The 20,474-nt window shown below is 68.5% G+C and carries 18 protein-coding genes; 8 read left to right on the forward strand and 10 right to left on the reverse strand.

Annotation, left to right across the window (positions count from 1 at the left end; genetic code table 11):
- Nucleotides 1-19: 19 nt before the first annotated feature.
- The 8 genes from AB0E07_RS27720 to AB0E07_RS27755 form a co-directional block, all read right to left on the reverse strand.
- Entirely contained in the window at nt 20-2,113 is a 2,094-nt protein-coding gene (locus AB0E07_RS27720) for a hypothetical protein (protein ID WP_362257773.1), read from the reverse strand.
- A 255-nt stretch (nt 2,114-2,368) separates the two neighbouring features.
- Entirely contained in the window at nt 2,369-2,707 is a 339-nt protein-coding gene (locus tag AB0E07_RS27725) for a helix-turn-helix transcriptional regulator (protein ID WP_362257776.1), read from the reverse strand.
- Entirely contained in the window at nt 2,704-3,756 is a 1,053-nt protein-coding gene (locus tag AB0E07_RS27730; RefSeq protein ID WP_362257894.1) for a site-specific integrase, read from the reverse strand. The genes AB0E07_RS27725 and AB0E07_RS27730 overlap by 4 nt, the downstream gene beginning before the upstream one ends.
- A gap of 269 nt (nt 3,757-4,025) precedes the next feature.
- Nucleotides 4,026-4,556, reverse strand: a complete 531-nt coding sequence (locus AB0E07_RS27735) for a hypothetical protein (RefSeq protein ID WP_362257779.1) — start codon at nt 4,554-4,556, stop codon at nt 4,026-4,028.
- A 5-nt stretch (nt 4,557-4,561) separates the two neighbouring features.
- On the reverse strand, nt 4,562-5,383 hold the full coding sequence (locus AB0E07_RS27740; protein WP_362257782.1) for a DUF317 domain-containing protein: 822 nt from the start codon (nt 5,381-5,383) through the stop codon (nt 4,562-4,564).
- A 15-nt stretch (nt 5,384-5,398) separates the two neighbouring features.
- Nucleotides 5,399-5,689 carry a hypothetical protein gene (locus AB0E07_RS27745; RefSeq protein WP_362257785.1) on the reverse strand — a complete coding sequence of 97 codons (291 nt, stop codon included), beginning with the start codon at nt 5,687-5,689 and terminating at the stop codon, nt 5,399-5,401.
- Nucleotides 5,690-5,757: 68 nt separating this feature from the next.
- Nucleotides 5,758-6,111, reverse strand: coding sequence for a DUF317 domain-containing protein (locus tag AB0E07_RS27750; RefSeq protein ID WP_362257788.1), 354 nt, complete (start codon nt 6,109-6,111; stop codon nt 5,758-5,760).
- Nucleotides 6,112-6,264: 153 nt separating this feature from the next.
- On the reverse strand, nt 6,265-7,011 hold the full coding sequence (locus AB0E07_RS27755) for a hypothetical protein (RefSeq protein WP_362257791.1): 747 nt from the start codon (nt 7,009-7,011) through the stop codon (nt 6,265-6,267).
- 242 nt (nt 7,012-7,253) lie between these two features.
- Between AB0E07_RS27755 and AB0E07_RS27760 the strand changes: the two genes are divergently transcribed.
- The 5 genes from AB0E07_RS27760 to AB0E07_RS27780 all read left to right on the forward strand — a co-directional run bounded on the left by AB0E07_RS27760 (nt 7,254) and on the right by AB0E07_RS27780 (nt 14,087).
- Nucleotides 7,254-7,910 (forward strand): hypothetical protein, encoded by a 657-nt coding sequence (locus AB0E07_RS27760; protein WP_362257794.1) that lies wholly within the window; start codon nt 7,254-7,256, stop codon nt 7,908-7,910.
- A 7-nt stretch (nt 7,911-7,917) separates the two neighbouring features.
- The gene (locus AB0E07_RS27765) at nt 7,918-9,438 is read left to right on the forward strand and encodes a DNA polymerase Y family protein (RefSeq protein WP_362257797.1); all 1,521 of its coding nucleotides are present in this window, start codon (nt 7,918-7,920) and stop codon (nt 9,436-9,438) included.
- Entirely contained in the window at nt 9,431-12,580 is a 3,150-nt protein-coding gene (locus AB0E07_RS27770) for an error-prone DNA polymerase (protein ID WP_362257800.1), read from the forward strand. Before AB0E07_RS27765 ends, AB0E07_RS27770 begins: the two co-directional genes overlap by 8 nt.
- 155 nt (nt 12,581-12,735) lie before the next feature.
- Nucleotides 12,736-13,119 carry a hypothetical protein gene (locus AB0E07_RS27775; RefSeq protein ID WP_362257803.1) on the forward strand — a complete coding sequence of 128 codons (384 nt, stop codon included), beginning with the start codon at nt 12,736-12,738 and terminating at the stop codon, nt 13,117-13,119.
- Nucleotides 13,120-13,238: 119 nt separating this feature from the next.
- Complete coding sequence (locus tag AB0E07_RS27780; RefSeq protein WP_362257897.1) at nt 13,239-14,087, forward strand: IS5 family transposase; 849 nt, start codon at nt 13,239-13,241, stop codon at nt 14,085-14,087.
- 270 nt (nt 14,088-14,357) lie between these two features.
- Here AB0E07_RS27780 and AB0E07_RS27785 read toward each other — a convergent pair whose 3' ends face one another.
- Both AB0E07_RS27785 and AB0E07_RS27790 read right to left on the reverse strand, forming a co-directional pair.
- Nucleotides 14,358-14,537 carry a hypothetical protein gene (locus tag AB0E07_RS27785; RefSeq protein ID WP_362257806.1) on the reverse strand — a complete coding sequence of 60 codons (180 nt, stop codon included), beginning with the start codon at nt 14,535-14,537 and terminating at the stop codon, nt 14,358-14,360.
- 36 nt (nt 14,538-14,573) lie between these two features.
- Nucleotides 14,574-15,473, reverse strand: coding sequence for a hypothetical protein (locus AB0E07_RS27790; RefSeq protein WP_362257809.1), 900 nt, complete (start codon nt 15,471-15,473; stop codon nt 14,574-14,576).
- A gap of 458 nt (nt 15,474-15,931) precedes the next feature.
- On the opposite strand from AB0E07_RS27790, the gene AB0E07_RS27795 reads away from it, so the two are divergent.
- From AB0E07_RS27795 to AB0E07_RS27805, 3 genes are all read left to right on the forward strand, one after another.
- Complete coding sequence (locus tag AB0E07_RS27795; RefSeq protein ID WP_235478948.1) at nt 15,932-16,174, forward strand: hypothetical protein; 243 nt, start codon at nt 15,932-15,934, stop codon at nt 16,172-16,174.
- A 173-nt stretch (nt 16,175-16,347) separates the two neighbouring features.
- The gene (locus tag AB0E07_RS27800) at nt 16,348-18,336 is read left to right on the forward strand and encodes an AAA family ATPase (protein WP_362257813.1); all 1,989 of its coding nucleotides are present in this window, start codon (nt 16,348-16,350) and stop codon (nt 18,334-18,336) included.
- Nucleotides 18,337-18,413: 77 nt separating this feature from the next.
- The gene (locus AB0E07_RS27805) at nt 18,414-20,264 is read left to right on the forward strand and encodes an ATP-dependent helicase (protein WP_362257816.1); all 1,851 of its coding nucleotides are present in this window, start codon (nt 18,414-18,416) and stop codon (nt 20,262-20,264) included.
- Nucleotides 20,265-20,474 lie beyond the last annotated feature (210 nt).

Here is a 20,474-nt window from a genome sequence, read left to right on the forward strand (position 1 = left end):
TCTGCGGCAGTTTCTGGCCCTATCGGGGCAGCTTTGCGGTGCGTTCAGGGTGCGCCGCTGTGATGTATCGCATGGCGGTATGGGAGGCGATGCCGAACAGGCGCATGAGGTGGAGCGGGTCGTCGACCTCGAATGCCTCGTCGCGGATCCGGTCCTGCCGGAGGGTCGGCATCGTGAGTCCGGTGGGGCGGAAGACGGTGCTGAACGTGGTGGTGCCGATGGGTGAGCGGGTGGTGTCCACGGCGGTCCATCGGTTGATCAGCAGGTGGGGGTTGGTCGTGACCGGCCAGCGCCGGTGGCGTTCGCGGAGCCATGCGGAGGCGTAGCGGTAGGTGAGTTTGTCGAGGTAGATGATGTGCCGTTTCCCGGGGCGTCGTACGGTCAGGCGTTCACGGGACAGGTCGAGGTCGGTGAGCAGCAGGTTGCGGATGTCGGTGCCGCTGAGCGCGTGGATGCAGACCAGGACCATCACGAGACGCTGGAAATCATCCTGCGCATGGCTGAGGACGCCGGCCAGTCGGTCCGACGGAATGGAGGGCGGGGTCTTGTTGATCCCTGCGAAGACGAGGCCGCGGGTGGGATCGCGGAAGATCACGCTTTCCTGCCGAAGGGCCCGGAAGACGTTCCGCAGGACAATGTGGATCGAGCGGGCCGGCGTCCCCTTGCGGGTGGCGATGGCCCGCTTGACGTCGTCCTGGGTGATCTCGCGCAGACTCTCGATGCCGTCCGCGATCCACCCCCTGAGGATCGGGTCCAGGACATGCCAGTAGCGGGCGATGCTCCGGTAGGTGCGGCCGGTGTGCTCCCACTTGCCCTCTCCGCGCACAGCCCTGATCCAGACCGACAGTTCCTGTGCGATCGTCACGGGCAGCGCGGCAAGCTCGGCCTCCAAGCGCTTCTGGTACGCGTCCCGGCGAAATTCCGCATCCGGGATCAGCAGCCCTCGGGCTTCCAGGAACTGCGTGACCCGCCGCCCGCTGAAATTCAGGGAGCGATTGTCGACGAGCGACCGGATGTCGGACTCCAATAGCGGTGCATCAGCGCCGAGCCAGGCCACCAAGACGGTCAGCGTGTTCCGGGTCTTGCTGGCGGGGACCGTGGACCACATCTCCTGCTTCATCACGCTGTCGAGATCGGCCAGCAGCCTCACGGCCGAGTCCGTGAGCGTGGGCAGATCATGCCGCGCCAGCTCGACCACCGGGGTCCAGTCTCTCCGGAGCTCGAACAACCTCTCCTGCCCAGGGGCCATCACGTGCTCGGAGACAGGCCGACGCGGAGTCGGCGGAGCCACACCCGAGCGACGAAGGCTTGTGGGCGCCGGAACCGGTGAACCGAGCCACAGCTGCGTTCCGAACCGTGCGATGTCCCCTGGACCGTGGTTGGCTACATGCCATCGGCATCCGCGGCAGTACCCGTCGGCGAGCGGCAGATCGACACGGAGGCAGCGAGCGCACGCTCCCGTGGAAGCGGCGCTGTTGCCTCTCGTCCGGGCGAAAGATGAGCAGGGCTCGCAGGTGACCTTCATCTTCGCTGCGAACCAAGAGCCGCACTGCTGGCAGGATCTCGGTGTCATCGCCCGGGGCGCCCAGACGCGGCGCGTGGTCCGTGACCGCTGGGGACGCTCGGGTTCCCGCGGCTCTGGCAGGAGCCTGAGCATCTCCGCCCGCAGCAGGATCGCCCGGACGGACCGGCCATAGTTGGGGATGTCGTCAAGGACCAGCTCGTCTACGAGGTCGTCGCCGTCTGCGTCGCGCACGGCGAGCGCGAGGCGCAGCATCTCGTGCAGCTTGCGCTGCATGGGTTTGCCGATGCCGGTGTCCGCCGCGAACGCCGCCGTGTGCTCGACGACCTTGCGATAGCCAGCGAGCGGCCTCTGCAGAATGCGCCGGCAGACATCGATGGACAGCTTCCGGCGGACCGGGAAGAGCGGCAGCTGTCCCGGGACGGCGGGTGGGAGGACCGCAGGGTCGTCCCGGGTCGGGGCCGCGGCCGCACGTATCTGTTCCACCCAGTGCAGCCGCTCGCGCTGATCGGTGCCGGTGCGGCCGGTGCGCCTGCCGTACTTCTTCAGGGGTTGGGCGTGGGTGGGGGCGAGACCCGAGTAGAGGAGCATCAGCTGGCGGCTTCGCGGGCCGGCACCGTCCGGGTCGGTGACCCAGGCTGCGTCGGCGTCGAGCCGGACAGCGTGCAGGCACGCCCGGCACAGACGGTCGGAGTTAAGGTACCCCGTGTGACGGCAGCGCAGACATACACCCTGCTGAGGATGGTTCTTCCGCCACTCCATGCATCCCTGGCACGTGGCCAGCCCGAGAACCCCCCAGCCCTTGCAGTCCGGGCACTGAGCAGGACGAGATCGTGCCGCCATTCGTCAGTTCGGCGGCAGCGAGCGACGGCTGCCCTGCCGACGGGGCGTCGGCCGCACGGGACCCCCGCCCGAGCCTTCAGCTCCCACGGCCTTGGGCAGTGCTTCGCTCTCTCCGGCAGCGGCCTCCAAAGGCTCGGCCTGGAGCAGATCGCCAACGGTGCAGTTCAGCACCGCGCACATCTTGTCCAGGTCGTCGAGCCGCACCGTGACCGGTGTGCCGCTCCACATCGCGGCGACCTTGCTCAGCGACGGCGTGAATCCGACCGTCTTGAACGCCTCCAGCAACTCGGTGGGACGCCACAGGTCCCGCTGAGCGGCCACCATCCTCAGATTCCACTTCACCGAAGGTTCCCCTTGTCCATCACCAAGCGCTGGGCCGCCCGCGAGCTCGCTGCCACATTGGCATGCTCGGGGTCGGCCTGTGCAGTCGCCATGTACCGAAGAGTCGTGGTGGCCCAGTGGTGACCCAAAACGCGCTGGACCTCCCACAGCGTCATGCCGCGCTCGTAGTTGTGGGTCGCGCAGGCATGCCGGAGAAGGTGCGGGAAGAGGTCGGTAACCGGACCGGTCAGATAGCTCGCGGCCGCCGCGTGGAGCTGACGGCGGAACGTCGAGGGCGTGATCGCCGGCGCGATCGGCAGGTTCAGCGCCGCGACCGCCTTGGGCTTGCGCTCAGACGGCCACAGGGGCGCCGAGGGGTGATCGGCGTCGTCGCCGAACTCCGCCCGCACCTCCTCGATGTACCACCAGAGCAGCTCGCGCCCCTCGCGAAACATGTACGCCTCGCGAGGCCGCGGTCCTGAGCCACGAGCGCCCTTGCCCTGGACGACGAACCGGCCCCACTGGCCGTGCTCCCAGTGGACGTCGCCGATCGTCACCGGGCACAGCTCTGCAGCCCGCACACCTGAGACGTAAGCGATTTTCGTCATGACGTAGTCGCGGCAGGCCACGGCATACTTCCGGGCGTACGGCAACTGCTCCCGCCAGCGGGCGAAGAACTCTTTCATCGCCGTCTGCGAGGGCGGGATTCGCAACCCGAAGTCCCCCCGGTGGACCGGCCTGTTGAACGGGTCGACCGGTGACTCCACCGTAGCCCCGAACCGCATCATGATCTCGTGGGCGTAGCGCTGTTCGAGGAAGGCGAAGAACGCGTCGATGTGGTTGAGCTTCTGCCGGTGCGTGTTGTGTGCGCGCTTCCCGGGGCCGGCGAAGTACTTGTCGACGTCACGCGGGGTGAGATGCCACGGCACGGTGCCGTAGAAGTCGCAGACCTCGATGACCGGCTTGATCAGCTGGTCGATCGTCGACGGGGCCAGTCCGGCTGAGTCCCGTGCCCACTGGTACTCGGTCAGCGCGTCGACGAAGAAGCTCTCCTCGTCCTGGGCGGACATCCGTGCCTGGCGGCGCCGCTGGAGGGTGACGACATCTGCCAAACCGGTCTCGATCGGACCTGAGCCCTCATCCGCAGCACGTGGCGGCGGCACCAGAGTAAGGGTGCAACCTTCGGAATCTGACACAAGCACAGAGATTACTGGAGTCGCAGCGAACTTCTACCAGTTATTTGCAAATTCCTGGAGATCGCGAAGCAGGGGTCACGTACACCGCTGACCTGCTGACGAGCACCTTCTCCGCTCTCAGAAGCCCTCGGGGAACCTGCACGTCATCCACTAATGATCACCACCTTGCGGCGGTGAACGTCGATGTCGCCGCGCAGCCGGGCGTACTCTCGACCGGCCGCGGTGAGATACAGGGATCCGCCCGTCTGCTCCCAGGTGCAGGGCTCCCTGTGCCAGGGCTGGGGGTGGCTGTCGGCGTAGCCGGCGCGGTGGACCGCGGCCAGGGTGCGCCCGTTGAACCAGGGCTCTCCTTTCCAGTACGCCCTGTCGTCGCGCCCGGCGACGAGCTGGTCAGGACGCGCCGCGGCGGTCAGCACCGCCTCGTGCTGCTTGGCGGGCAGTTTCGGCGGGACGCCCGCAAGGACGAGCGGAGCCGTCCGGCCGGGGTTCTGGCGGCGCCACTCGTCCAGGGCGGCCCAGCCGGCCCCGGTCATCCGGTGCGTACCGCCGTCGCGGTCGTGCCGCACGACCAGGCCGTCGGCCTCCAATCGGACCATCGCGGCAGCATGACCGGAGACGACGCCGTTGTCGTTGCCGTTGAGGATGTGCGCGCCGGTGGGGCTGAGCAGGAACATGGCGCTCAGCCGGCCGGCGCGCGGAGAAGCCGGTCCCGGGTGCTCTCGGGCAGCACGCGGCGCAGGACCGGGGCCGTGGAGCTGAGGGAGGCGGCGAACGTGGCGACGAGGTCGTGCGGCACGCTGCCGCTGAACGACGCCGCCCACAGGCACGGAGCACCGAGCACCGGTTCGGCCCACGCCTGCCATCCGGCCGGGCCCGCCTCGTCTCCTACGGTATCCAGAACGCGCGGGTCGGCGTCCTGGATGAGCGGCGGTACCTCGCCGAGGGTGAGGTGCGAGGTGAACGTCGGGTCCATCGCACCGGCATCAGGCTGGTCGATGTCGCGGAGCCAGCCCTGTGCCGTGACGGCGTCGAGGACGAGCCCGGGCGCGGCGAACGGCTCGGCGGGCTGCTCGCGGGCGTCGAGGGCGAAGAGGAAGTCGACGATGACCTCCCCTGGGACGTCGGGGGTGAAGTAGGCGGACCACTGGGCGAGCGGGCTGACGGTGTCCGCGCGGGCGGACACGTGCCAGGCGATCGGCAGCTCCCCGAGGTAGAACGGCTCGTCCGCGAGGACCCACTGGGCCCAACGCAGGGTGTCGGGGCTGAGGTGCAGGACGGTGGAGCGCAGGACCTGCCGGTCCTCCGGCGCCTCGTCCGGCTCCCGTCGTCCGCGCAGGATCGTCAGGCTGCTCCAGCCGAGGCCGGCGAGCGTATCGGCGACGGCGTCGTAGAGCCGTGCATCGTCACCCGCCAGGTGACGGGGACCGACCCAGTACGCGCCCTGGGCCTTGTTCGGGGTGGACGGGTCGAGCGGGAAGTCGGGGTTCAGGGGCGCCTCCAACGGCTGGTGGGGAATCTACTTGCCGCCGGCGGTGCGGCGGGGACGGCGCGGGGGCGCCTGGACCGGGCCCTGCCAGGCCAGCAGGACGGCGACCTCGGGCGGCAGATGGCCGAGCTGGGTGTCCGCGTCCCGGCCCTCCGCCAGATAGACGACCGCTCGTCCCGACGCGTCCGTGGCCGGGACCACTTGTTCCAGGCGGTGCGCCATCGGGACGAAGGGATTCATCGCCAGCTGTACCGGAGTGCTGGGGTCGCAGGCGGACAGCTGGTCGATGAGTTCGCCGACGGTCATCTCGGAACGGGGCACGGGCAGCCTCCTTGGGTGACGGAACACGAGTGAGGGATATGGCCCCTGGAACGACAGGGGTGTCGACGTCATACGCGCCGAGAGGTCTCCAGGATGCGAGCCACGGCCGCGGCGACGACAGCCGCCGGCGTGTCTACGGAGAACGAGACGCTGTAACCGGGGACCTTCGCCGTACCGGTGACGGCGATCTTCCACCCCTCCCCGTGAGTACCGGGGCGGCCGAGCGGAAACCATCCGAGGTAGAAGCAGCCGTCCGCCGAATTGACGTGCGCGTCCGCCCGGTCGTCCACGACCAGGTGGAAGTCCTCGGCGGTGAACTGGTCCATAACGAGAGTGGGCTCGCCGGGACCAAGCTGCCACTGACGCAGCCGCAGGGCCTCGACCGTGGTGGAGAATCCGGGGCTCACAGGAGCCACGGTCACGGGCAATCACCTTCCTGACCTGGTCTTTTACCGGAAGGTGATCTACGTTGACATGCCGGTGCACGCCTTGGCCAGTCTTTCTCGCGTCTTTCCTGTCTGCCCCCGGCGAACTACGGTCAGCGGGCCTTCACTAGGCGAAACGCCCCTTCCCGCTCACTCCTGCGACGGCGCGGACGTCGTACTCCTCCACGAGGCACCAAGTTCCACAAGCCGGCTCCGGAGCACACCTCGCTGCTCCTCCAGGTCCTGCGAGCTGGGCGAGAGGAGATAGATGTTGTCGCGGTACAAGCGGAACCCGATGGCCTCCCACCCTTGGGCGATCTTGGTGTTCACGCGGTCCCACTCGGACCGGTCGGTCAGACGACGAGCGCTGAGGTCCGTGATGCCGGGCGCGCACGCGATGGCCCGGCAGCCGGTCATGAGCCGGTGGACCGCTTCGATGGCGAGTGCGGCGGCCAGGCCGTGCCCGCGCCACTGTGGCTCAAGGGTGACCCGGTCCATGACGAGCAGGGCGGAGCCGACGTACTCCAGCCTCTCGCTGACCTCGCTGGTGAACGAGCCGGTCTCGGGATCGAGGAGGACCTGGGCGGTCTCGTACAGGTCCTCGGACTCCTCTTCCATGGCCCAGTAGGCGTTGCGACCACGGTCGAGGTGCACCCGGTAGAAGGTCATCTCCCCGATGGCGACATCCTCCGTCGTGCACGACGGGTAGCCCGCAGCGGTGCAGGCGCTGCCCGCCGCCGGGCCTTGAGCGCCGTCATGTGTACGTCGGCGGTGCAGGACGGCGACGTTCCACCGCTCCAATGTGTCGGCCTGGGGGGTATCCCACAGTTCGTCGTCGAAGGAGATCCGTAGGTGGAGCTCGGTGGGGTCGCCGGGCAGCGAGGAGGACTCGATCACTGCGGCAGCGTAGCGAGCCACGTGCAGCACGCCCGTCCCTCGGTGAGAAGGCAGAAGCTGCCGCTGACGGGTATGCGCCAGCGACTTTGGACGGGGAAAGGCGAACGGGCGTACGCGGCACGGTCGTTCACCATCGCCGCTCCTTTCGCCGGACCGTCGACCGCGGCCGGCCGTGAGCTTCGTGTGAGTGGTGGGGCGTGCACCCGCTTGCATTTCCCGCGCAAGGAATCGAACATGTGTTCATGCGCGTCGTTTCGCCTGGTGAGCGAGGGACTCCGGAGGCGACCGGAGCCCAGTCCGGCACGCTCTCCAGCCTGCTCCCGGGCGGGGAGCTGCCCCGCGGTGCGGCGGTGAGCGCTGGCGGCGACCTGCCCTTGCTGATCGCGCTGGCTGCGGAGGCCGCCGCCGGCGGCGGCGCCTGGGCAGCGGTCGGTTTGCCGCAGCTCGGCGGGCTCGCGGCAGCGGATGCCGGTTTGGACCTGGCGTGCGGGCTGGCCGTGCCCGAGCCGGGAGGGCGCTGGCCCGAGGTGCTGGCGACGGTCTGCGAGGCGGCGCCGGTGGTCCTGCTCGGCCCGGTGGGGCAGGTGGCGTCGCGTACGAGCCGTCGCATCGCGGCCCGCCTGCGGCGCTCCGGGACGACGCTGCTGACCTGGCAGGACTGGCCGGAGGCACAGCTGCGGCTGCGGGTGGCCGAGGCTCGATGGGACGGGCTCGGGGACGGTTTCGGTCTGCTGGCCGGCCGACGGGCCCGTCTGGTGGTCGCTGGACGGGGTGCTGCGACGCAGCCGCGGCAGGCCGAGGTGTGGCTGCCGGGGCCGGACGGCTCGGTGCAGTTGATCGCCGCGCCCGCCGCCGGCGGCGCGGATGTGGTGCCGCTGCGGCCCGTCACCGCGGGGTGAGCTGGCGTTGCGTTCACTGGCGATCTGGATGATGGACTGGCCCGTGGTGGCCGCGGGCGCGGATCACGACGAGCCCGTGGCGATCATCGCGCGGGAGCGGGTAGTGGCTTGTTCGAGGGAGGCCCGCCGGCAGGGCGTACGGCGCGGGATGCGGGTACGCCAGGCATCCGGACGCTGTCCGCAGCTGCGGCTGCTCGACCGGGACCTTGAGGCGGAGGTGCGGGCGTTCGAGCCGGTGCTGCGTCTGCTGGAGAAGCGCGTCGCTCCGCACATGGAAGTCCTGCGGCCCGGCCTGATCGCCGTGCCCGCTCGCGGACCCGCCCGCTATTTCGGCGGCGAGCAGGCCCTGGTGGAGCACATCACCACCGTGCTGACCGGTGCCGGGGTCGCGTCACGTACTGGCGCGGCGGACACCGCGTTCGCCGCTGCCCTGGCGGTGCGGGCCGGGAAGGTCGGGGAGTTGGTGCCGGCCGGGCGGACCGCGGAGTTTCTGGCCCCGTATCCGGTGGGGGTGCTGGGCCGCCCGCGGCTGTCTCAGCTGCTGCCCCGCTTGGGCATCACCACCTTGGGGGCGTTCGCGGCACTGCCGGGTGAGCGGGTGCTGGCCCGGTTCGGACACGACGGAGCGGCAGCACAACGCGCCGCCCGCGGCCTGGAGGCCCGGCCGCTCAACACGTCCGGGGCGGACAGTGACTACAGCGTGGCCGAGGCGTTCGAGCCGCCCGAGGACCGTCTCGAACCGGTCGCGTTCCTGGCCAAGGCCCTCGCCGAACAGCTGCACGTCCGCCTTGCGGGGGCCGGGGCGGTGTGCGCCCGACTGCGGGTCGAAGTGGGCCTGGCGAGCGGGCTGCGCCTGTCGCGGCTGTGGCGGCACGAGGGCCGGCTCTCGGCGCTGGCGGTGGCCGAACGGGTGCGCTGGCAGATCGCTGCCTGGGCCGAGACCGGGCAGCTCAACGCCTCTGCGGCGGGGATCACCACCCTGCGGCTTGTCCCGGAGGGGCTGTCGGCGGCGACCGGGCGGCAGTCGTTGTTGTTCGGGCCGCGGATCGCGCCGGAGGAACTGGAGCATGCCGCGGGGCAGCTGCAGGCGATGCTCGGACACCGCGCGGTGGTACGTCAGGAACTCGCCGGAGGCCGTGGTCCGGGCGAGCGGATCGTGGACATCCCCTACGGCGATGCGCGCGCCCGTCCGTTGGTGGAGGGGACGTGGCCGGGGCGGCTGCCGGCCCCGCACCCGGCCGTCGTCTACCGCACCCCGCGCCCTGCCCAGGTGATCGGGGCAGATGGCGGCCCGGTCGGGGTGAGCGGGCGCACCCTGCTCACTCAGGCCCCCACCGCGCTGTCCGTCGGCGGGGCCGCGCCGGTGGCGGTGACCGGGTGGACCGGACCGTGGCCAGTGCTGGAGGACTGGTGGATCCCCGCCCAGGCACGCCGCCTTGCACGCCTTCAGGTCGCCTGCGCGGACGGCCGCGCCTGGCTGCTGCACATCCAAGGCGGCCGGTGGGCGGTGGAGGCGCTCTATGGCTGACCCCCGCGGGAGGGTGCTGCCCTTCCCCGGTACGCGTCCCGCGCCGACGCCCGTGGGCGGCGGCTGGGCGGAGTTGCACGTGCACTCCGCCGGCTCGTTCCTGTTCGGCGCCAACCACGTGGAGGAGCTGGTCGCCGAGGCCGTCCGCCTCGGTATCGAGGCCCTGGCGGTCACCGACACCAACGGGCTGTACGGCGCGAGACGTCTGGCGGAGGCCGCGGGCGAGTCCGGCATCGGCACCATCTACGGCGCCGAACTCACTTTGGACCAGGGCCTCGGGTCGATCGTGGTGATCGCGCGCAGCCTGCTGGGTTTCACCCGGCTGTCCGCGGCGATCAGCGCCGGGCAGCTGGCTGGCGCCAAGAACGCCCCCGTCTACGACCTCGACGCGCTGTCGGCTGCCGCACACGAGGGCCAGTGGGCGATCCTCACCGGCTGCCCCGCCGTCGGCGAGGCCGCGTACGACACCGACGCCCTCCACACGCGGATGGACCGGCTGGTGGACCTCTTCGGCCGAACCCACCTGCACGCCGAGCTCGTCGATCACCGGCTGCCGGAAGACGGTCCGCGCAACGCCGCCGTAAACGCGGCGGCGCACCGCTGGCGGCTGCCGGTGGTGGCCACGAACGCGGTCCGGTACGCGGCCCCGCGCTCCGCTCGGCTGGCGGCGGCGCTGACCGCGCTGCACCGCCGCGAGAACCTCGACACCGCGATCGGGGAGTTGCCGCCGGCGCCGACGGCGCATCTGCGCACCGCCGAGGAGATGCGCATCCTCATGGCCCGCTACCCGCAGGCCATCGCCTCCGCCGTCGACCTCGCCCGCAACAGCGTCATCGACCTGAGCAGACTGCGCCCGCAGCTGCCGGACTTCGAGGTGCCCGCCGGGCACACCCCCGACAGCTATCTGCGCCACCTCGCCGAAGAAGGCTGCGCCCGCCGGTACGGCCCGCGCACCGACCCGGCAGCCGGGGCGGCGTTCAAACAGCTCGACTACGAACTGTCCGTGATCACCGACATGGGCATGCCCGGCTACTTCTTGATCTGCTGGGACATCACGCGGTACGCGGCCGAGCAGGGGATCTGGTGCCAGGGGCGCGGCAGCGCCGCCTCCTCGGTGGTCTGCTACGCGCTGGGCATCACCTCGGTCGACGCACTCAAACACGGCCTGCTCTTTGAGAGATTTCTGCACGCCGAAAAGACCGACCCGGACATCGACATCGATTTCGAGAACGACCGCCGGGAGGAGGTGATCCAGTACCTGTATGCCAAATACGGCCGGTCGCACTGCGCGCAGGTGGCGAACCTCATCACCTACCAACCCCGCCTGAGCGTGCGGGATTCAGCACGCGCCCTCGGCTATCCCATGGCGCGAATCAATGAGATGACCCGCCACATTCACCACGAGCCACCCGGTCCCGAGGCTGACATCCCCGACGACGTGCGCTCCCTCGCGGGACAACTGCATACGTTGCCGCGACATTTGGGTATCCATGTCGGAGGGATGGTGCTGACCCGCCAGCCTATCGGGGAAATCATGCCGGTCGAATGGGCCACCCGAGAAGGGCGCTCGGTGCTGCAAGGCGACAAAGACGATGTGGCCGCCGCGCACCTTCTGAAAATTGACATCCTGGGTCTGGGCATGCTGGCCGCATTGCACACCGCATGCGACCTCATCGCCGAACACCACGGAATCAGCCTGGACATGGCCACGATCCCGCAGGACGACCCGGCCGTGTACGCCATGATTGCCGCGGGCCAGACCATAGGCGTCTTCCAGGCAGAGTCACGAGCACAGGTCTCGACCCTGCCGCAGCTCCAGCCCCGCTGTTTCGAGGACCTCGCAGTAGCGGCCTCCATCATCAGGCCGGGCCCCATCCAGGCCGGATCAAAACATCCTTATTTGCGACGACGAGCCGGCCTCGAACCCATCACCTATCCGCATCCCCTCGCAGAAGCAGCGCTTTCCCAAACGCTCGGGGTCGCTCTGTGGCAAGAACAGGCCATGGCCCTGGCCATCGACTGCGCGGGTTTCACCCCAGGCGAGGCAGACCGCCTCCGGAAGGCGATGACCGCCAAGCACTCTCCCGAAAAGGTGGCACAGCTACGCGGACGGCTACTTTCCGGCATGGCCGCCAAGGGCATCGACCAGGCCGCCTCAGAGCGAATTGCGGGCATGATAGAGGCGTTTTCAGATTATGGATTCCCGCAGTCGCACGCCCAGTCGATGGCGGGCATCATTTATGCCAGCGCCTGGGTGAAATATCATTTCCCGCATGCCATTCTGGCAGGGATTATGGCGCATCTCCCAATGGGTTTCTACGACTCCCAGACCCTCATTCAGGATGCCAAGCAGCACGGCATCGAAGTCCGGGGCGTCGACCTTCAGCGCTCCGGTGTGCACGCCACGCTGGAGCCTCACGCCGATCAGCCGGAGCGGCGGCCGGCGATCCGCCGCGGACTGACCTCCGTGACCGGCATCAGCGAGGAGATCGCCGAGCGGATCCTGACCGCGCGCGGCACCGTGGCCTTCCGCTCGGTGGCCGACGTCGCCCGCCGGATGCGGCTGTCTGCGAGGCTGATGGAGCAGTTGGCCACCGCCGGGGCGTTCGACGGCCTCGGCGTGGACCGGCGCACCGCCCTGTGGTCGGCCGGCGCCTACACCGACGAGATCCAGGACGTCCTTCCCGGATTGGACGACCTGGCGCCCGCGCCGGAGTTGCCGGTCATGACCGCGGCCGAGGCCACCGCCGCCGACCTCGATACCTCCGGCGCCAGCGCCACCACCCACCCCGCACAGCACCTCCGCGCCCTGTTGGCCTCACACGGGGCGCAGCCCGCACGCGAGGCCCGTGACCTGGCCGACCAGACCCGAGTGCGAGTCGGCGGACTGGCCAAGTACATCCAAAGACCCCCGACGGCCAAGGGAGTTGCATTCGGCGCCCTGGAAGATGAGACCGGCATGATCAACCTGGTCTTCTCTCCCCCAGTCTGGGAACGTGCGCGAAAGGTAGTCCTCGGCGCCCCCGCCGTGCTGCTGGAGGGACACATCGAGCGCGATCGCGGCTCGGTCAACATGATCGTGCACCGCGCGCACGCCCTGGCGGGCCCTACTCGCGCCCATCAGCCGGGGCGATTCAGGTGATGGTCCGTGGGAAGCGGAGGTTCACCTCCTGTGCCCGTCAGCGGATCTGCGCGACATCCCATGAGTTCTCCCGAGCCAGATCGGCGCGCTGGCACTGGGCGCACAGACCTATCTCCCACCGATATCGTCGTCGCAGAACCGATCACGGGGGACACATGCGTAGCAAATGGGGATGGATCGCATTCGCGGCCGTAGTTGTCGGCCAGTTCGTCGTAAACGCACGGCCGCGTGCCGCTTCCGAGGCAGACGAGGCGGTCATCCGCAGATTTCGCGACGACCCAGGCAGCTTCGGCACCCACTGGAACACCGGATCAGGCGGGTACCGGTCGTGCGGCCACAATGCGTGCGACAAGAAGGCAAGGGATTTCATCACGAGTCATGACTGCTGCGGACGGTGCCGGATCGCGAACCACCGGGACTGCGGGGGCACAGCGATGCGCGACTACGACGGGCCGGGCAGTTTCTACCACGGCTTCCACGACGGGATCATGGCGCCTGGCGTGTGCACCGTCTGTGGTGAACCGCAGGAAGCGCACTGACCCGAAGCATTCCGGCTCTATGCGGATGTCACATCCGTTGACGGCCGCTTACTAAGGACTGGTAACAAAGTGAGGCTGTAGCCGGGGTGGGAATGACGGCGTGTCAGTTTTCGTTGACGCTGCCCGGATGGGGGGGTGAGGCAGCCGAGACGAAGAGTGCGCGCAAGCCGTGGGAGGTCGAGGACGGGCTGTGGGAGCGGATCGAGCCGCTGCTGCCCGTGATCGAGCGCCGGTACCGGCATCCAGGACGTAAGCGCCTGGATGATCGCAGGGTGCTGTGCGGGATCCTGTTCGTGCTCTACACCGGGATCCCGTGGCGGTTCCTGCCACAGGAGCTGGGCTTCGGCTCGGGAATGACCTGCTGGCGGCGGCTGCGGGACTGGAACGAGGCGGGAGTCTGGCAGCACCTGCACGAGCTGCTGCTGGCCGAACTGCGGGCGGCCAGCATGCTCGACTTCTCCCGCGCGGCCGTCGACTCCTCCCATCTGCGCGCGATGAGGGGCGGGCCGGCCACCGGCCCGTCCCCGGTGGACCGGGGAAAGACCGGCAGCAAGCATCACCTGATCGTCGAGGCACACGGCATCCCGCTGGCCGTGACCCTGACCGGCGGCAACCGCAACGACGTCACCCAGCTGATCCCGCTGATCCAAGCTGTCCCGCCGATCCGGGGCAAGCGCGGCCGGCCGTTGCACCGTCCCCGGCGCATCTACGCCGACCGCGGCTACGACCACGACGTCTACCGCGACAGGGTCCGCCGGTTCCAGATCACCCCGCACATCGCCCGCCGCGGCACCGAACACGGCTCCGGCCTGGGCATACACCGCTGGGTCGTCGAGGGCGCGATCGCGCTGCTGCACTGGTTCCGCCGCCTGCGCATCCGCTGGGAACGCCGCGACGACATCCACCAAGCCTTCATCACCCTCGGCTGCGCCATCATCTGCTGGCGACGGCTCAAATCCTCATTCTGATTCGAGTCCTAAGCGATCGCTGCCGACGACGCTTTGGTCGTCTATCGGCGCGCGCTGGTCGCCGGTATTCCGCTCGTCGGCACATGCCGCCCGCGGCCGGATGCGGAGCAGAAGCCGTGACGGACGCGCCGTCCGTGTCGGCGCTCTCACGGCACACGGCTGAGTGACGTCCAGCCACGCACCAGCCCCGCCATCGCCAATACGCGGAACTAGGGTGGTGCTGGTTGGGAGTGTCCGCCCGTTGGTGGGCACCCCCGACCAGCCTTTCACCTACTCGGTCGGCGTGCTGCCCGGCTCACAGCAGCCGGGATCAGCGCCGGAGGCCGGTCGGCCGTCTCCTGGGTTGTCGCGAACATCGCTCTGTCGCCGCCGCCCCTCGATGATCTGGAGCGCCAGCGACCCGACACCCGCGATGGCAGAGATGGCGTTGACAATGTCGTCGAGATTCAACCTCGGTCCTCAGGGTCGAGCAGGACCGTCCCGCCGCTACGCGGTCAGGCGCCCTCCACGCCCTCCGGCTCGATGCAGCCGGGGGCGGCCCTGCGCGGTGACTGAACGAGGGATCAATGGACCTGGTGCTCGCGGCACACGTGGTGCCGCGCGCAATAGCTGACCCGGCGGACGGCATTGGCGAGGCGGCACGTCCCGTTTCGCGGCACACGACGCCTGAATCTCCGCTTCCACTTCAAGGCAGGCCGTGAGTATGTCCAGCAGCGTGTTCCATGCCGCTGGCTCGACACCGAGCAAGGCGAGGATGCGCAGGCTGTAGAGGACGCGCTCCGCCTCGTTCAGGAAGCCTTCGCTGCGGCCAGCCCGGCTGACCAGGTCGCTGGGGGTCATCGAGCGGAGGTCGTCGAGGGGGATTTCGTCCAGTGCGGCAACGGCCCACAGTGGGATGCGGGCGGACTTCAAAGCGCGCGCGATGCGGTGGTGGTTCTCCCCCCAAGCCTTCTGCCGAACGCGGAGTTCACCCATCACATCCGCAAGCCGCCAGAGTTGGACCACCCACTCCATCGGCATGCCGAGCGCCAGAGCCCGAACCGTGACCGCTTCCTCGGCTCTGCCTTCTTCCGCCAGTCTGTCTTCGGCCACAACCAGATGGTCGGCGTGAGTGCGGCACATCGCGGCGAACCGAGCGTCCTGCACGCACCTCGCCATGGACCGCAGCAACCGCGCCTGCTCCTGAGGAGCCCGGTGGACTACCGGGTGCTTACTAAAGCTGTCGAAGCCGCCGCTGAAGTGGCCGTGCATGGCGGTGCACCTCGCCCGCCAGACGTTGTCGGCCACGCCCTCCGGCACGGCGGCCATCAGCCGCATGGCCTCGGTCACCGAAAAGGACAGCGCGAGACCTGCTCTCCGCGCGAGATTGCCCCCGATCAACTCCACGCTGACACTCTATCGGCTGACGCGGCACACTCCTTGCTTCCTAGTGGAGAGCCGGACTTCCCTCAGCGGGAAGGCCCACCCCACCTACACGTCTTCTTCCAATGCGCGGCCGGGCGGAAGCTGGGACAGCCCACCAGCCACCTCGATGTGTCCATAACGCCGTCAACTTCGTTCGCCCGCGCCGGGAGTGCGCTTGCCCGTCGGCATCGGTCACCAGTGCCCCCGTGGGCGACCGCCGCGATCGCGGCCCTCCTGGGACCCGAGTTGGCCCGACGGGCCGCGGAGGCGGTCCGTAAGATCGCGCCCCCGCTCGCTTCCTCTCCGGGCACCGGTTCGGGATCGCAGCACGGAACTCGCGACTTGAACGAACACCACCAAGAGTTATCCACAGGGCCGCAGATGGTTGTGCACAAAGCCGTACGGTACTGCGCAGATGATCACGAGCACGGGGGTGTGCAATGCGTTGTGGCGTGGTGGTGGAGGAACTGGCCTCGGACGTGATGGGTGAATTGCCGGCGGACGCGCGGCGCGAGGTCCTGGAGCTCGTCGAGGTCGTGCGTGCCGCTCCAAGAGAGTGGCCGGATGTACGGGACCCGGGCAGCGCCGAGGAGATCCGTGAAGCGTTCGGGGTGCACTGCTGGATCCAGTACATGCCGTACGACGGGGCCATCGAAGTGCGCGAGATCGGCTGGGCCGGTTAACAGCGCTTGGCGCTCACGTGGCTGGCGTGGACTCACCGTGGCCGCGTTACGGGTGTTGCCGCAGACAAGACCTGCGACGACTTTGATCGTACGGGCCCGGAGATCACATGCTTTCGATACTCTTTTCGGTGCGGTATCGCCGCTCATGACATCGTTGTACCGGAAAGTGACGAATGTTCATCGAGAAGCTCGTGCTGGAGAACTTCAAGTGCTTCGGGCCGGGGCGCACTTCCCTTCGGCTGGACTCAGGCATGACCGCCTTTATCGGAGCCAATGGCTCGGGCAAGACCGCGGCGTGCGAGGCGCTGCTGCGGATGTTCGGGATATCCGGGCAGGAGCGGTCTGTACGCGTGGACGACTTCCACGTGCCCGCAGGCGAGACCGACGTGCCCGCCAGCCGTACGTTGACGATCGAAGCGGTACTCGCCTTCCCCGAACTCGACGACCCCAGAGAGGACGACGCGGTCGGGGACGAGGTTGATGACGCTGCGGAGGGCGATGACGACCACGAGCGGGCTGAAGTACCGAGGGCGGTACCGGAGTTCTTCCGTCGCATGGCCGCCACGGAGGATGGCGAGCTGAAGGTGCGGGTGGCGCTCCTGGCGGAATGGGTCGACGACGGCACTGTGGAGGGTGCCATCACTGAGACACGTGTGATCGTCAACACGTTCGCCGAGGAGTACAGCGAGGACGACTATGTGCCGCTGACGGCTCGGGAGCGCAGTCGCATCCAGATGATCTACATTCCGGCCTCACGCGACGGTGTGCGCCAGGTGACGGCGTTCCTCCGCAGTCGGCTCTGGCGGGCAGCGCAGTGGTCATCTGATTTGCGCGAACTCGTCACTGACCACGCGGCGGAAGTCGCGGATCAGTTCGCCGACGAGCCCGTTGTCCAGGCGGTTGAGGGTGCGCTGACCGCGCGGTGGCAGGAGTTGCACGATGCGGGTCTGCACTCGGAACCCAAACTGCGGCTCCTCGACGGTGACTTCAGCCAGCTGATCCGTAACTCCGAGCTTGTCTTCGAGCCCGATCACCACAGCCGCCCAAGGCCGGCCCGCATGCTGAGTGACGGGCAACGGTCGCTGCTGCACCTCGCTCTGGTGGCTGCGGCCCTCGACGTCGAGGCCGCTGTCTACGGCGGCCAGCACAGCGACGACTTCACGTTGGAGGCGGCGCACCTGCCGAACCTGACTCTGATCGCGGTCGAGGAACCGGAGAACAGCCTTGCGCCGTTCTTCCTGTCCCGGATCGTCGGCCAACTGCAGGGGCTGAGCGGCTCCACGGCGACGCAGGCGGTCCTCTCCAGCCACTCCGCCAGCGTCATGCCCCGTATTCGCCCGGAAGACGTTCGGTACTTCCGTACGGAGCCGGCCACGGCGACCGCATCGGTCCGCGAGATCACTCTCCCCGACGACGCCACCGAGGCGGGGAAGTACGTGCGTGAGGCGGTGCGCGCTCACCCGGAGCTGTACTTCGCCAAGTTCGTGGTGCTCGGCGAAGGCGACACCGAGCAGCTCGTCATCCCCCGGGTCGCCCAGGCCCACGGAGTACACCTGGACCCGTCGTTCGTAGCGATGGTGCCGCTCGACGGCCGGCACACCAACCACATGTGGAAGCTGCTCAACGACCTGGACATCCCGCATGCCACCCTGCTGGATCTCGACTACGGCAAGGCCGGATCCGGCCCGGCCCGGCTCCGAGACGCGTGCAATCGCCTCATGGACAACGGGATGGACCCGTTGGAGGGGCTCAGCGACTACGACGAGGTCGACGACATCCACGACGGCCTCCTCCTCAAACACATCCGACCGATCCTGCAGCACCTGCGCACCTTCGCCGTGTTCTACTCCGAGCCGCTCGACCTTGACTACGCGATGTTGTGCGCGTTCGAGAACGCCTACACCCACCTTGAAGGCAGCCAAAAGGGCCCGGACTCCAGTGACCCCACTACCACGGTCCTGGGAGTGAAGGGAACCAGGACGCGCTACTGGAAGAGGCAGACCGAGTGGCTGGGCTGGTACCGCTACCTGTTCCTGTCACGGTCGAAACCAAGCACCCACATGAGCGCGCTGGGCCGCCTGAGCGATGAAGAGATCAGACTGAATGCCCCGGAGGTCCTCGCCGCCCTCGTGGAGCACATCCGGAAGGCGATCTCGCTGTGAGCACCCCCGGCCCTCTCATCCCCATGCCCCCAGCTCCACGCCGAACCGTGCTGGTCCCGGTGGCCGATTGGCGCCCGGTGGGCATCGAAGACTTGGAGCCAGCCGCATGGGAGGCTCTGCGGGATGTCGGCAACGTGGCAGTGGTAGCCGGGCCCGGCGCGGGCAAGACGGAGTTCCTCGCTCAGCGCGCCGCGTACCTCTTGCAGACCGGGCTCTGCCCGTGGCCCCAGCAGATTCTGGCGATCTCGTTCAAGCGGGACGCCGCTGCCAACCTGGGCCGCCGCGTTGCTGCCCGTGTCCCAGAACACGCTGGTCGGTTCGCGTCGATGACCTTCGATGCGTTCACCAAGGGGCTGGTCGACCGGTTCGCGCCGGCTCTACCGTCAGGCTGGCGCACGGCGGATGGGTACGACATCAGCACGGCCTCCAACGCCGAAGTGGGGAACTTCCTCAACGGCATCGCTCACGCTGCCCCCGAAGCGCTGCGCTGGGAGGTCGCCCAATTCCAGCCGAACCGCTTCGTCCCCGGCGTCGTCGGCAACTACGACCTGCCGGAGGTCGTGCCTGCGGATGCCGAGGTCGACGCCATCTCGTATGCCGTACGCGAGTGGTGGCAAGCCCGCTACCTACGGCCGGGAAAGGCCCAACTCGACTTCGTCATGCTCAACCGGCTCGCGGAGCTTCTGGTCCGCGCGGTGCCCAGACTCAGACGCGCCCTGCGCATGACCTACCCTGTGGTGTTCGTCGACGAGTTCCAGGACACGACCAGCGCGCAGTTTTCCTTCCTCACGTCCGTGTTCGGGGAGGAGACCGCCGTGACCGCGGTCGGCGACAGCAAGCAGCGGATCATGGGCTGGGCCGGCGCCCTGCCCAACGCTGTCCAACGCTTCACCGACGCATTTGACGCCACCACCCATTCACTGGCCTGGAACTTCCGTTCCAGCGACGCGCTGGTCGCGCTGCAGCACGTCATCGCCCGTCAACTGGACCCAGCCACCGTACGGGCCACCTCGAAGGCAACCGCCGAAGACGGACACGATCCAGCCGCGCTGTGGACGTTCTCCACCGACGAAGCGGAGGCACGGTTCATTGCGGACTGGATTGCCCGCGACATCGCGGGATCGAACCGCACCCCGGCGGACTTCGCGCTCATCGCACGGCAGAAGATCAAGGACTTCGAGCCTCTGTTCCGGGCGCACCTTGCCGAGCACGGGATCAGGGTCCGCAACGACGACGCACGGGTCGGCAAGATGGCCCTCCAAGACCTGTTGAAGAGCGAGACCACCCACCTGCTCATCGGGCTGCTCCGGCTGGCGCACGAACCCCATGGCCTGCCCGCGGTCTGGCAGGACGTATCGACGACTCTGGAGCGTGTGCACGGTGCGATCGACGACGAAGTCGCCCAGCACCGTGTCGGCGAGAACCTGACCGAGATAACCCTTCAGCTACGAGCCTGGCTCGAATCCCATCCTCCGTCGACCGTGTCCGCCGTTGACACCGTCCAGCAGGTACTCGCGCTCGTCGACGGCGCCGCCCTCCGTCGCTATGTGAAGGCGACGACGCCCGGCGAGGACTTCGACCTCATCACAGGCGCGTTCGAGGCACGCCTTGAAACCTCGATCACCCCGACCGCTGACTGGAGGGACGTACTTGATGAGTTCGAGTGCGCCGAAGCCGTCGTCCTGCTCACAGCCCACCGCAGCAAGGGCCTCGAATACCACACCGTGTTCTTCCTGGGCATTCACGACAGACAGTGGTGGGCTCTCGGCAGAGACCTCTCCGAAGGAACTGCGACCTTCTTCGTAGGGCTGTCCAGAGCTGCTCATCGGTTGATCCTCACTACAGACCGAACCAACCGTGCCGGTCCCATCGCAGCCCTCTTCACAATGCTCGCCGAGGCAGGCGTGCCCGAGATCGACTACGGGTAACCGCGGCATGCGGGCTCTTCACCACCGCCCGAGACGAGGAAGGGCCCGGAAGTCAGGGACTCCCGGGCCTTTGCATCACGACTCATGCCGCTACGTCACCCTTCACCGGACGGTGTGTTCTCGCTGCTGCACGTGCGGCGAGCTCGGGCAGCAGCCAGCATTCCGATGCCACTGGCGACGAGGAGTCCTGCGCCGCCCGCGAGCCACGGG

The organism is Streptomyces sp. NPDC048002 (assembly GCF_040653275.1).
Taxonomy (GTDB): Bacteria; Actinomycetota; Actinomycetes; order Streptomycetales; family Streptomycetaceae; genus Streptomyces.

What these genes read in the sequence shown, in the direction of transcription:
- AB0E07_RS27795 (WP_235478948.1), top strand. Translation starts at nt 15,932, where the DNA reads ATGCGTTGTGGCGTGGTGGTGGAGGAACTGGCCTCGGACGTGATGGGT.
- AB0E07_RS27720 (WP_362257773.1), bottom strand. Translation starts at nt 2,113, where the DNA reads ATGCTCCTCTACTCGGGTCTCGCCCCCACCCACGCCCAACCCCTGAAG.
- AB0E07_RS27770 (WP_362257800.1), top strand. Translation starts at nt 9,431, where the DNA reads ATGGCTGACCCCCGCGGGAGGGTGCTGCCCTTCCCCGGTACGCGTCCC.
- AB0E07_RS27760 (WP_362257794.1), top strand. Translation starts at nt 7,254, where the DNA reads ATGCGCGTCGTTTCGCCTGGTGAGCGAGGGACTCCGGAGGCGACCGGA.
- AB0E07_RS27800 (WP_362257813.1), top strand. Translation starts at nt 16,348, where the DNA reads ATGTTCATCGAGAAGCTCGTGCTGGAGAACTTCAAGTGCTTCGGGCCG.
- AB0E07_RS27730 (WP_362257894.1), bottom strand. Translation starts at nt 3,756, where the DNA reads ATGTCCGCCCAGGACGAGGAGAGCTTCTTCGTCGACGCGCTGACCGAG.
- AB0E07_RS27775 (WP_362257803.1), top strand. Translation starts at nt 12,736, where the DNA reads ATGCGTAGCAAATGGGGATGGATCGCATTCGCGGCCGTAGTTGTCGGC.
- AB0E07_RS27735 (WP_362257779.1), bottom strand. Translation starts at nt 4,556, where the DNA reads ATGTTCCTGCTCAGCCCCACCGGCGCGCACATCCTCAACGGCAACGAC.